General features: G+C 40.1%; 8 protein-coding genes. 3 read left to right on the forward strand and 5 right to left on the reverse strand.

From position 1 onward, the window contains the following. Window positions 1–42 precede the first annotated feature (42 nt). Window positions 43–351 (forward strand): hypothetical protein, encoded by a 309-nt coding sequence (locus tag EO95_RS14650; RefSeq protein WP_048135874.1) that lies wholly within the window; start codon window positions 43–45, stop codon window positions 349–351. Window positions 352–451: 100 nt separating this feature from the next. Here the strand turns inward: EO95_RS14650 and EO95_RS14655 are convergent, their stop codons facing one another. The 4 genes from EO95_RS14655 to EO95_RS14670 form a co-directional block, all read right to left on the reverse strand. Then, window positions 452–2,146 carry a histidine kinase N-terminal 7TM domain-containing protein gene (locus tag EO95_RS14655; RefSeq protein ID WP_048135876.1) on the reverse strand — a complete coding sequence of 565 codons (1,695 nt, stop codon included), beginning with the start codon at window positions 2,144–2,146 and terminating at the stop codon, window positions 452–454. A gap of 314 nt (window positions 2,147–2,460) precedes the next feature. After that, the gene (locus EO95_RS14660) at window positions 2,461–3,579 is read right to left on the reverse strand and encodes a hypothetical protein (RefSeq protein WP_235283046.1); all 1,119 of its coding nucleotides are present in this window, start codon (window positions 3,577–3,579) and stop codon (window positions 2,461–2,463) included. 765 nt (window positions 3,580–4,344) lie between these two features. Continuing rightward, entirely contained in the window at window positions 4,345–6,099 is a 1,755-nt protein-coding gene (locus tag EO95_RS14665; RefSeq protein WP_235283047.1) for a hypothetical protein, read from the reverse strand. Between the two features lie 647 nt (window positions 6,100–6,746). Further along, window positions 6,747–7,808, reverse strand: a complete 1,062-nt coding sequence (locus tag EO95_RS14670; RefSeq protein WP_048135883.1) for a hypothetical protein — start codon at window positions 7,806–7,808, stop codon at window positions 6,747–6,749. A 475-nt stretch (window positions 7,809–8,283) separates the two neighbouring features. Here EO95_RS14670 and EO95_RS14675 point away from each other — a divergent pair, with 475 nt between their 5' ends. Then, window positions 8,284–8,823: a GNAT family N-acetyltransferase gene (locus tag EO95_RS14675; protein ID WP_048135885.1), complete on the forward strand. Its 540-nt coding sequence runs from the start codon at window positions 8,284–8,286 to the stop codon at window positions 8,821–8,823. Window positions 8,824–8,877: 54 nt separating this feature from the next. Here the strand turns inward: EO95_RS14675 and EO95_RS14680 are convergent, their stop codons facing one another. Further along, window positions 8,878–11,463, reverse strand: a complete 2,586-nt coding sequence (locus tag EO95_RS14680; RefSeq protein ID WP_048135888.1) for a NosD domain-containing protein — start codon at window positions 11,461–11,463, stop codon at window positions 8,878–8,880. Between the two features lie 807 nt (window positions 11,464–12,270). On the opposite strand from EO95_RS14680, the gene EO95_RS14685 reads away from it, so the two are divergent. Continuing rightward, window positions 12,271–12,528, forward strand: coding sequence for a hypothetical protein (locus EO95_RS14685; protein ID WP_048135890.1), 258 nt, complete (start codon window positions 12,271–12,273; stop codon window positions 12,526–12,528). The last annotated feature ends 505 nt before the right edge of the window (window positions 12,529–13,033 follow it).

The raw sequence follows: 13,033 nt of genomic DNA on the forward strand, positions 1-13,033 counted from the left end.
AAATTCACAGAGATTAGGTAGAAGTTAACGGGTGAGAAGAAGATGGGAAAACAGAATGATCATAAGCAAGAAAACCAGTGGATGATACTAGCCTTTGCCATAGGTGCCGCCCTTGGAAGCCTTTATGGAGCTTTTATTCTTGGACCTGCGCTGGATAGTGTTGCGGAAGGGGCAGCTATAGGCATTGCAATGGGAATTGGAGCTGGAGTAAGTTTAGGAACTGTCCTGGAATTTGGGACCAGACCCGAGAAAAGGAACAAAAAAGAAAGTAAGCTACTGATCGCCGTGGTTATTGCAACTTTAATTCTGGTCCTGTCAACTGTATTTATGGCTTATTCAGGTACTGCTTAATTTAATGAGGTCCGCCCTCTACATATTCTCACTTGCAGCAAAAACTAATTTAATTTTAGTTTCCAGTCTGAAAAAATTCTCGTTTTAGGTTCAATACCTGTTATTGAGAAGAGGCTCTGCGCCAGTTTCCCGGTGGCACGCTAATTTCAAATCTTGCGCCTTCCCCTTCGATTCCTGTTTCATGAATTTCCAGGCCTGTAATGGAAAGTATACCTCTGACGAGGAAAAGACCAAGCCCGGTATTTCTACCTACGGATTTCTCAAAAATAAGTTCTTTCATGACAGGAGAGACCCCTATGCCATTATCCGTTACTTCAATTACAACACTTTCCCCGACTATATGAGAGCTTACATCAATCTCGCTGACGTGATCTCCATGGTTTCTTGCATTGTCAAACAGATTGTAGAAAGCTTTTTTGAGCAGGGGGTCGGCATATACATCAAGACCGTTATCCTCTATGGAAAACTTCAATCCCTGCCCGGAAAAGGCAAATGCTGCCTCTTTTGCAATGTTGCTTATAGACTGCCAGGTAGGGGAAACAACTCCAAGTTCCTGGTAATCCTTTGTGAAAATGATCTGGCTATGGATTGTTTCAATGCCTTTGTTAAGATTTCGGAGGTATTTTGAGATCCTGCGGTCTCCTTTTACATCCGGAGGAAGCATTTCCGAGATAAGCTCGGTATACCCTGAAAGTACATTCACCTGATTGAGAATATCGTGCCTGGTGATATTGCTCATGAGGTTTATCTTCTTGTTTGCCTGTTTCAAAGCTTCCTGGTACCGATGTATCTCCGTGATATCATGGATCATTACCAACTTGCCCTCTGAATCATCCCTTGTCATAAGGGGACTGACACTGACAGTGAAGAACCTTGTTTCCAAACCGCTCTTGAGTGAAATTTCCCTGCCGAAACTTCCCTCAGGCGAATCACCAAAAATCTCCACTCCCTCTCCGAAAATGCCATTTAAGTTTTCTCCCATGACCTCTTTTCTTACTTTTCCGGCGAGTTCAAGTGCTGCCTTATTAATATCCACTATAGAGTTTGAAAAGTCCACAACAATGTACCCATCATTCATGGATTCTATCACACTCTCTCTGGCAACTGGAATAATGTTAAGGAACTCATGCTGGATTGTGCCCCAGAAGAGAATCAAACCGGTTATTGCAAAGGAAAAAGGAGTCGGATCAAAAAATTCAAAGGGCCCGATATCTGCTATGTGAAGTAGATTTCCAACCACCGGAACACAAGCTGCAGTAAGAGCAATGGCTGCCTGAGTCCCATAAGGCGCGGTAAGGTGGACAAACTGCCTGAAAAAGAAAAAGATTCCTGCGAAGATCAAACCAAAGGAGTAGATATAAAAAAACCAGAAAAATGGCCCATGCTTAAGTACAAGGAGAGGAAAGCCTCCTGAAGCATCAAGATAGAAACCTTCAAAGTACAGCCCGTGGATACTGTTTGTAAGCATCAATAGAATTGCAAGGCAGGGAAAAAGAAAAAGCAGTTTCTCATACTTTCGTGCAAACTGCCTGCATACCCCAGAGTATTCGGCTGCAAATAAAAACCACGCTACAGGAGCAAAGGCAATCCCCAGGTACTGGAGATGGGCAAATAAATACTTATACTCAATATCCAGGAATCCGATTTCAAAAGCGTAATTCACGGACCAGAGAGCCATGCAAAGCATAATTAATATAAAATGCTTTGCAAAAGGCAAACTGCGGTAATTAAAGGCTTTGTATGCTTTGATTGCAAGCAAAGTAGATATAAGCCCTGAAAAAATTAATGCCCCCATATAGGGAAACGCAACGGTGTGTATTTGCAGGCTGATAAGACGACCTTCCTTTTTACAATTATTATTAGGCGAATGGGGAGAGTCAGGAAATAGAAGTAAAAAACACCAGACGTTTTAATAGTAACATAAAGACTATCTATATAAATTTATGTATTTAAGCAAAGAGAAATAAGATTACGATTATACTGTCCACGAGATAAAATACTTAGAAATAAAGATTGGGAGGGTTCAATATAAAATTTATATTACCCGGACCCTGACAGAAAAGGTGGAGATCCTTAAAGGAAAACTCCAGATAATTGCGATTTATTTGCTTACCAGACACCATTGTTTTTAAGAGTTGCAAGGATATTGGTAAATTCACTGTTGAACCTGCACTTTCCAAAATCAGGAGTGTCCAGGATTTTCTGCTTTACAGCCTGCAGCTCATTCATAAAACATCTGGAATCTTCAAAACCGGAGAATCCGGATTTTCCGCCTTCTGGATACTCTCCGAAATGCACGATATTTTCCTCCAGGATTTCCAGGAACCTGGGATCAAGATCTTTTGTAAAATAAGTGTCCAGCACAAGGAGATTTACGATTCTCTCATAGAATTTTAGAAGCTCGTAGTCTTCGCTTCCGGAAATGTTAGGAGAAGCAGTCCGGTAAATCTGTCCGTGAATATAGGTCAGATAGCTGGAAAGTGTGCTTATCAGAGATTCAAGGTTTTTCTCTTCAGGGAAAACAATAGGGAAACGCCTTAAAACTCCCGGATTCAGGCTCCCATTGTAAAGCCTGTCATTCTGGCAGATCTCGGAAAAGACCCTTGAAATTGAACTGTTAAGTGCAGCGAGGACGTAAAAATACCGGGAAGGGTCTTGAAGCACAATTCCACAACCTTTTTCAAAGAGATTGTTTCCTGCTGCGTCAAAAGAAGCCTGCAAGCTGTAATGATCCGAAACGACAATTTTCGGGGTATTGATATACTGCAACAGTTTGCAGTCTCCAACACTGTAATCTGCAGAAGAAAGAGATGTGGAATTGTGCTTAAAATTGTTTTTAAACTCCGTAATCCGGGCATATGTCAGGGGGTACCTTGCCTTCAATTCCTCAGGTTCAAGGAGTCGACACCCTTTCCTCAGACCATCGGCTTTAATTTCGTAAGGCAGCATGAAACAATAAGGAGAGGGATGGACCGCATATTCGTTAGAAAAGGCACTGTCTATAAACGGATATACAAGTTCTCGTTCGAGATTGATCTCCCTGTTCAGGCCCATACATTTATAAGGGGTTTCAGGAGAGTCATTTTCCGAAAGGCTTAACTTATGCAGATATTCGCTGTCAGTATTTATCCCGCAAAAAATATCTGCTGAAATATCATCCAGGGTGTTCGAAATCTTGCTTACTTTTTCTATAATACTGTTTTTGCTCCAGAACATGATAGGTTTCACTTCGTTATAATCGTGGAATTTATTTATGAATAGACTTATCCTTTCTATAAATAGACTTATCCTTAATCAGAAAATGATTTATTCCCGCCAGAAAAAAAATCATTCAGAGTTGATCCCGGAAACAAAAGGGTTAACGGAAAATTCATTTCTCGTAGATAAAAAAACCCGGAAGGATTTGGACCATACATATTAACTTCTAATAAGTGGCTCCTTTAATCCGGCCCTGTAAAGGCTAAAAATTCTCTCAGGACTATCGTTTTTCGTTAAAATTTTCGAGCATTAAGGAGGGGAATAATCTGCCTGGATTGAGATCCATGCTCCCGCAGCATTAGGAGCCAGGGAAATTAATCCTTCTAAACAGCAAAGATCTGAACCTTTTACGGTCTCAGTGATTCCGACTGGAAAACTTGGCATTCTGCCCTGAGAGACTTTTACCCCGTGGGTTAGAAAAGGTCAATGTATATAAACATTTCACAAAAATCTAAAAGTATTGTATCCTGAAATGCTTTCGTAGATTCAAACCCATTGGGGAGTTCAATATATGAAGCAAATACAAAGTAGAAGTAGAATAGTGAGTCGTCTGTATCCGTTATACAACTATATCCGATATACAACTATATCCGATATACAACTATATCCGATATACAACTGTATCTGATATACAACCTCAATAAAAAAAATTAAAAAAGGGAAATGATTTTGGAATAAATCACAATTGTTTTAAAAAACAAACATCCATTGGTATTTCTGTTTCTAGTGAAATGATCACTGTTCTGTGCCCTCCGGATGTATGTTGTAAGTGTGGTTATTTTCAACCTGGAATGTGATTGATCCGTCCCCTTCGACCTTGTAACCGAGGAATTCACCCGAGGTATTGTCGTAAACCTGCGTGTTGTCCCCGGCACTTATATTTACATTTATGAGTGCGCTGGCACCATTTGTGTTTGCCTTGAAAGTGAAATAATCATCCCTATATTCCAGAGAATCAAAAAATGCATCGTAGGTATTGCTATTTACCATGTAATATTCGTAAAACGACACTATGGATACATTATTTGAATCGTAGTTGTCAGCCCATTCCTGGAATTTTGGGTAGCTTATAGAGTACTTTATAGAGGGGTCTTTATCGGTTTGATGGGTAAAAACCGGATATGCCATCCCGGCCGATGATGCTGTTTCCCACCATCCCCAGGTATCGTCGTCCAGGTTTCCGACACTTTGTTCAGCATGAACTCCCGAGTTTCCATTTCTCCAGACCATTCCCAGGTTTTCATATGCATAAATTGCGTGTGTAATGTTATCACTATTTCTCAACGAACACCAGTTTGTCGGCTTCTCCCCTATTGTTTCATAGACGTACCAATACTCCTCATCCATTAATCTGTATGCTTCTTCGAGGGGAAGGATGGTCAATTCTTTGGAATAATGTATGCCAGTATCCCAGGAATCGTTTTCCACCAGACCCCGCAGGTATTCAATTTCCGTTTCATTGCACTTCTTGAGAAGTCCTACATCAAACCATATTGTGCCTTTATCCCCTCTGCTATTAAGGTAGTTGATGCCCTGCTCCGTCGTATTTTTCGGATGCGGCCCATCAAGTCCAAAGGCAAGCATTCTGTTATCTCCAATTGCTGTTATGAAATTTCTGTCCGCATACTGGTCTATGCTATGTATATTCACATCAAGGAATGTTCCTTTTCCGATGACAAAGCCCGTGAACTTGATGTACCCGTTTGAGAAATCCACATAAGGCAATTTCTGCCTCTCAAGATCATAAAATGGAGTTACTATGTATGTGCCATCATTTATGGCGATAGTATTTGTTTTGTTGTATCCGTCAAATATTATTTTGAAATCAGATCTATCACCGGCATTTTTCAGGTATATGGTTTCATATTTAAGTTCGCCGGAAGGACTTTTGTAATAGCTTTTTAGGACGGATTTGTTACCTATTTCGGTAATTATCATCCTTGAACCCGGACTATTGAGTTCAACGAAACTTTCAGGGTCGTCCGTATTTATATCCATTGAAATTTGATAAGTGCATTTGGCCATCGGCGTAAAGCCGCAGATATAAAGTGATCCTACCTGTTTCGATTGTTCAAGATAGTGAATCAATGGAATGGAAGCACATTTACAAAAATTGAATGTCTTTGAAGAGCTCCTGAAATATCCTACATATGTATCTGTTCCAAAATTAGTGATGGGATCTACAACCGGAAGTATGAAGTAAGAAACTGGAGAGCAGTCTCTTGTAGTTGTATATTTTAACCTCATCGAGGAATTATCAAAAATGACTTTTGATTCATGGATCCCGTAAATTGTTGAATACAGTATATCGGAAGTCCCATTCTGGAGTTTTGCGACAAAGGCATTTCCAGGAACACCATTATTCTCTGAATAGTTGCCCGTGAAAAGTAGAATATTACCTTGATTAATATTGGTGAGAGTTTTTGAACTGTTTGTGTCCCGGGAAACTCCGAGTTCTCCGGCACATGAGTAATTTAATATCAAGAACATAAAAAGAAATATTTTTATTTGATATGACCTCTCCATTTGCCCCCCTCTTCCTAATGATTTTCGAAATTTGCGTTAAATGTTATATTATATGCAGTCTCGTGTGTGCAAAATATATAATATCATTTGTATTTATTGCCCATTAATTCAAAAATTGACAAACTGCGTTTTAATATAGCAAATATAGACTATAAAAACTTTTGTTTAGTAGTAAAAGAAAGTACGGAACAAAAAATTGCATGTACAACAAAAGTAATTTATCTCAGTTCCTGTTGTAGTTACCACGCAGCTACTGTCAGGAACAGTTTAAGCCCGGACCTGAGCTTAACAAAATTCTAAAATAGCCTTCTCGGAGATTTCCTCTGGATTAAATGCTGACAAAGCATCTTCAGTTCGAAACACAAATTCATCAGAGGATTTTATGCCTATTCTTTCTTCCGTCTTCTTTTGACTGATAATCCATCTGATCTTCTTAGCATTTAGTTTCAAAATAGAGGATCATCCCAGCTAACATAGTATGCGAAATATTTTCGGGATAAAGGGTCAAATCTTAAAAAATAGCAGGTCGAATATTGGAAATGCCGGAGAGAAAAGAGTAAAAAGTGAGATTCTGAATACCTCAAATAGAAGTTATTCAGATTTCCTACTTATTAGAGGAAGCTAAGAACTCCAGAGAATTCGGCATCAAATGCGTACTTTTTAAAGTTAGAGGTTTCGAAAATCTTCTGCTTTATGTAGTAGAGTACACTCAGAAGGCTTTCACTGCTTTCAGATTCCATATCTCCTGCATATGGGTGGATATTATCTTCAAGGGCACCCAGAAGCTTCGGGTCAATGCCATCTTCAAAGTAGGCATCCATAACCAGAAGGTTTGAAATCTGCTCATAAAAGCCCGTAAGCTCATCAAGCCAGCCCGCAACACTATTTCCTGCTGCATATTTCTGCCGGTTAAGGAACATGAGATAGCCGGAAATAGTGGTGATCAGGTCCTCAGTCAGCCTGTCTTCAGGAAATACAATTGGGAAGCGTTTCATTACTGCAGGGGTTACAGAGCTTGAGTACACCATCTCAGACTCGCAAACTGCTGGAAAAAGTCTGGCAATCTGGCTGTTAAGGACTGCAGTTACATAAGGGTATTTTTCCGGTTCTTTAAGGACAATACCACAGCCGCCCTCAAATACATGGTTTCCGGAAGCGTCGTAGGCTGCCTGCAAACGGTAGCCTTCGGTAGCAATGATTTTCGGAGTGCCAAGGTACTCCAGAAGTTTCTTGCCCCTTACACTATAGTAGTCTGCGGAGTCAAGAGGAGAGTTGTCGTGATCGAACTGGTTTTTGAATTCCAGGATTCTCCCGTATGCCATAGGGAACCTGACTTTCAGATCCTCTGGAGGGATTATTCTGCCCTCCTTCCTGTTGCCTTTGTCTGACAGCTCATAAGGCAGCATAAAACGGTAAGGTGAGGGGTTAAATGCAAATTTTTCGGAAAATGCGCCTGAGACGTAGGGATAAATAAGTTCAGGCTCTAAAATTACGGGTTTACAGAGGCCTTCACAAAGATAAAGCGAGTCAGAATCGCTTCCTTCGGGAACGGCAAGCCTGTGCAGCAACCCATTTTTGGTGCTAATGCCTCCAAAGATGCTTTCGGAGATGTCTCCAAGTTTAGTCGGAAGTTCACAGATTTTTTCTACAATTCGGTTTTCATTCAGGAACATCTATTTTTCACTTCTTAGAAATATATTGAGAAAATTCCTTTTCTCTTGTTTTTACTCTCAGAGCTGGATCTTGTCTGAGTTGTTGAAAAATAATTTTATCTCAGCACTCTGAACTCTGATGTCCCATTAAAACAATCAAAATCCGGTCTGAAACGCAGGATAGGGTTTGTATAATTACCTGCAGGAAATAGTAGAATAGCATAAGTATATAAATATATTCGCACTGAAAATTAATTATAAATATAAATCATGACAAATAGCCAAAGTAAATCCAGACCAATAAAAAAAACGTGGAGCAGCGACTCGTATTATTTAAAGGAGAACTATTAGAAGCAGCTCTAAGTAGAATAAAAAATAAGGAGGTGGAGAAATAAATCTCTATTTGATGCAAAGTTTCAGGCATATAATCTGTTATTCAAGGAAATGCAGGGACTGACCAAATAAATTTAAATACTGATTTTCAGACTACTTATATATGCAAGGAAGCAAATATTCCGAAAAGTATTTAATAAGAGAAGCTACAGCCGAAGATATATCCGGAATGCTTGAGGTCTTTAACTATTACGTTGAGAATAGTTTTGCAGCGTATATCGAAACTCCGGTTGGCCCCGAGTTTTTTCAAGCTGTTCAGAGTCAAAATGAGCAGGATGGAAATGAGCATTTTCCTTTTTATGTTATTGAAGAAATGGGAAAAATAATAGGACTCGGAGCCCTGAGACCATATTTTCCATTCCCGAATTTCCGGCACACAGGTGTGGTTTCCTATTTTATCCTGCCAGGGCACACAAGAAAAGGCCTTGGGTCCGGGATGCTGGACAAACTCTGTACGGAAGCCAGCGAAAAAAAGATGAAAAGCCTCCTTGCAAATGTGTCCTCAAAAAATGAAGCCAGCCTGAACTTTCATCTGAAACACGGTTTTATTGAATGCGGGAAGTTCCGGGAAGTCGGAACTAAATTTGGGAAATATTTTGATATCGTATGGCTGCAGAAGTTCCTTGAGGAAGATCGGGAGTAAAATCAGATAAAATCAGATAAAACAAGAGTAAAAAAGAGAATTGGAAAAGGAACATTAAAAAGAACCTGCAAGGGGCAGATAATCAATGTTTCCTTTACCCATATCGTAAGCTGTCTCACAAATACCATCACCATCGGCGTCTGGATTTGACTGACTGAAACCATTCCCTTCAGGTGAAGCCCAGAAGTTCCCACCCAGGAAAGATTTTCCAACAATATTGGTGCCTGAGTTTTTGCTTACATTCCAGACATTGCCTGAACTTTTGCCTTCGGAATATAGATTTTTCGTGTTGTTAAAGTAATTATTATAGATAATATTGTTATTTGAGTCAAGAATGCAAATGCCATATCCTGAATTCGAATCCACTATATTGCTGTTAAACGTGTTATTACCGGAAGAGTTAAGATAGACACCGTACTTTGAATTTAAATTTGCACTGTTGCCAGTCAGAACGTTTTTGCTGGAGCCTTTCAGGTAGATGCCAATTCTATTGTTTGGTGCCCTGCTGTCACTCAGTGTGTTGTCATTGCTGAAAGAATCAAGCCAGAAACCATAACTGCTGTCAGATGCTGTATTGCTGGCAAGCACATTTTTGCTGGCGTTATGCAGAAGGATTGAGACCTCACTGTAAGAAGCGGTGTTGTTTTCCAGTTCGTTTGCAGTAGAATCCCATAGACTGATACCATACTTCTTGTTGTTTAATGCCATATTATTGTCAAGTACATTTTCGTTTGAAGCTTTCAGGTAAATACCCACTTTATTAGTATATGACGCCCTGTTCTCATTCAGAGTATTACCGTTACTTGACGAATCCAGCCAGATACCATAGTTGCTGTTAAATACCTTGTTATTGCCAAGGATGTTTCCGCTGGAGTTATGCAAAATAATACAGACATTGCTGCTGTTTGAGGCTGTATTGTTACTTAACGTATTTTCGCTTGAGTCCAACAGATTGATGCAGGACCCGGGGTTATCGAACGCCGTAATGCCGGAAACTGTGTTTCTGCTGGAGGCTTTCAGATATATGCCGATATTATTGTTTGCTGCAGTATTATTTTCCAGTACATTGCCGAGGGAAGAATCCACCCAGATACCGTAACTGCTGTTGGAAACCCTGTTATTAAAAAGTATATTTTCGTTTGAGCTACGCAGCAGGATACAGGCATTGCTATATGAGACTATGTTGTTGCTAAGAGTGTTGTTGCCTGAGAAATCAAGACGGATACCGAATCCCGGATTTAAGTTAAAATTGTTTCCTTGAATATAGTTCCCGACAGCGTTCTGAAGAATACCCTGGTAGTTAAATAATTCGTTGTTTTCAATGCGGCACTCTTCAACCCCATAAAGGTGAATTCCGGAATTGGGGGAACTTATATTTCCTGTAACATTGAACCCACTAATAACCACTCCATCAGCTGTGACAGAGAAAACATCCTCCGAGCTACGGACTGCCTGAACTCTGGTATCCGAAGGGCTGCCAGATGCCGAAACAACAACCAGATCTTTCACATTTATTTCTACGTTTTCCACATAGATGCCCGGATAAACAAGAATAGTATCCCCTGGATATGCACTGTATACCGCAGCCTGGATGGAGGTGAAATCGGCAGCATGGTCTGCGCTGTTGCTTACGGTAATTACCGTGGACTTCGATTCTTTGAGCGGGAGATAATCAATGAACCCGCTGCCTTCAATATCATACATGGAATCAAAGATGCCGTCAAGGTCAGTATCCCTGACACCCATCGGATAGACAGTTCCGTCAGGTCTTCCCCAGAAGTTACCACCAAGGTGAGACCCGCCTACAATATTAGTGCCTTCGGATCTCGTTGTATTCCAGAGATTTTCCCCTGCGGCCAGTTCAGATTCCACGTTCACTGCATTATTAAAATAGTTGTTATAAATGAGGTTACTGGAAGTTTCGTAGATTTGCAGGCCCACTTTTGTGTTAGACTTTATAGTATTGCTGACCAGAACATTACCGTTTGACACACCTGTAAGAGAAATACCCCCATCATTTTCCGAAACCGTGTTATTTTCCAGTGTGTTGCCAGGAGAATCAAAAAGTGAAATTCCACTGCTACAGTATGAAACGGAGTTATTTCTCAGAATATTGTTCTGACTGTCACCAAGGCTGATGCCTGTCAGGCTATCCGAAACATCATTATCAATCAGGGTGTTACCTGAGCTAAACATGTAAAAATCGATGCCACAGCTATTATTCGAGAGTATATTATGCTCAATGCGGCAGTCAGCAACTCCATATAAGTGAATCCCGGCAGCTGAATCCGATCCTCTTATGCTAAAGCCCTTAATGCTCACTTCATTTGCCCAGATACCGAAAACGTCTTTAGAACTATCAGCTGCCTGAATGATTGTATCTGAAGAGTTGCTGGATTCGGAAAGAATGGTCAGAGATTTGGTAATTTCAATATTTTCCTCGTAAATGCCTGGTTTGACAATTATTTCATCGCCGGGATTTGCAGCATTTACTGCAGCCTGAATGGATGTAAAATCAGCAGCCAGACCTGTATTGTCATTTACCGTAATTGCGATAGCTGCTGCATTTCCTGTAATCACGAGATTGAACGCGAGAACTGCTATGAAAACGATTATGCTTTTTCTTTTTGTTTGATACATGGTAAACTCCGTAACAAAATTCTTGAATTCTGTAACGAAACCTATTTTTCGGACAATTATCGGAATTAATAGTCGGATCTCAGAGGTTTAGGGGAGAGACCTTCTCTAAAGCGCTACAGGTGACCTCAAAAATTCTAAAAATTAACACGGCTACCTCGCTGCTCTCATGGATATAAGAACAATGTTTTAAGCCTGGACACCTAATATTTGAAATTTAATTAGTATGTTAAAAAATAGTACAGTTATATAAAATTAACTCAAATGTTAGGAAGTTGGGTATTTGAATACTTCATTTCCTCATCAATCAGGATTGATTTTGTGTAAATTTTTTACAAATGGCGACGTTTCCAGCAAACTTACATCCTAAATTCGATCCATTTACTTACCTGAGCCCCGAAGGCGAAACTCTATATGGAAAAATTAAAGGTTGGGAACAAAGAAGCCGAATAAATCAAAATTGAGCTGGCGCACCCCGCAGCAAGCTAGCGGGGTATTCGACTGAAATAAAGGGACAAACGTTTACTGAGTGAGTGAACCGGGATTAAACCGGGAAAAGGAAAAAAGCCTTGGAAAAGTTACTGAAGAAAACGCCTTATTTTTGATTAATTTTTAGCTTAACAAAACGCCAGAATCGGCGACGTAGCAAATATAGGCCCTCAAAACTCCGGTCCTTAGCTTCTTCTTTTAAAGTATCGAATTTAACTAAAAAGTTAGAGAAGTCCAGGGTTTTAAACATTCTTTTAGAAAAACAGGAATAATTGAAATAGAATAATCGAAATATAAATAGATGGGGGGAGAGTTAATTTGATGGGTAAGAGAGCTTTGCTGCTATTAGTATTCATTCTATTTATTGTACTTCCGGCTGCAAACATAGATTGGATAAAGTGTATGGAAAATTCCGGTTCTGCAGCCGGAGATTTGCCAACGGACCTGACAGAAGGAGAGATAAACCGCAGTAATGACGGAAAATACAGGGATGGCGTGGTTGATAATTTTGATTATTATTTAAATCCGGGATACCCAGCGGGATTCACCCACGCTACTGGAAATAGAGGGAGTGGATAAGTACGCAATGCAGGGTGAACCTGAAGAGATGCGTAAAAAGCAAAATAAAGCAATTATGCTGCGGGGATGAGTTCTCAAGTCATGGAAAACCCGGGATGTCAGAACCTTTAGCCATGGTTCAGGTTCTCGCAGGTAAACAAATAAAAGAAGATACGTCCTTGACAGGATAAAGTGAATAAGGATCGCGATTAGATAGATAGTATTTTGATATGAAAATATTAAAGAGGTCCGGATTTATGAGTTTGGTGGACCGGAGGTTATAAAATACGAAGATGCCCACAAGCTCCGGCCAGGCCCGGGGAAGAGGTCTTTGTAAAGTACCGATAAATCAAATTGCACACGGCTACCCCGCCCTAAACAGGCTGTTCGACAATTATTTTCAGTAATAACGGAATTTCTTCGGTCTCGATTATACACTCAGAATGGATGAAACGAAGGCTTTTCTTGTGAACAATTATGGAAAAATTGAAAATGAGTGAAAGTAGTCATTCGGACCTACAGCAAA

It is taken from the genome of Methanosarcina sp. 1.H.T.1A.1, assembly GCF_000979295.1.
Taxonomy (GTDB): domain Archaea; phylum Halobacteriota; class Methanosarcinia; order Methanosarcinales; family Methanosarcinaceae; genus Methanosarcina.

Coding starts and splice junctions, on each gene's coding strand:
- EO95_RS14665 (WP_235283047.1), bottom strand. CDS start 6,099: ATGTTCTTGATATTAAATTACTCATGTGCCGGAGAACTCGGAGTTTCC.
- EO95_RS14650 (WP_048135874.1), top strand. CDS start 43: ATGGGAAAACAGAATGATCATAAGCAAGAAAACCAGTGGATGATACTA.
- EO95_RS14655 (WP_048135876.1), bottom strand. CDS start 2,146: ATGGGGGCATTAATTTTTTCAGGGCTTATATCTACTTTGCTTGCAATC.
- EO95_RS14670 (WP_048135883.1), bottom strand. CDS start 7,808: ATGTTCCTGAATGAAAACCGAATTGTAGAAAAAATCTGTGAACTTCCG.
- EO95_RS14675 (WP_048135885.1), top strand. CDS start 8,284: ATGCAAGGAAGCAAATATTCCGAAAAGTATTTAATAAGAGAAGCTACA.
- EO95_RS14685 (WP_048135890.1), top strand. CDS start 12,271: ATGGGTAAGAGAGCTTTGCTGCTATTAGTATTCATTCTATTTATTGTA.
- EO95_RS14680 (WP_048135888.1), bottom strand. CDS start 11,463: ATGTATCAAACAAAAAGAAAAAGCATAATCGTTTTCATAGCAGTTCTC.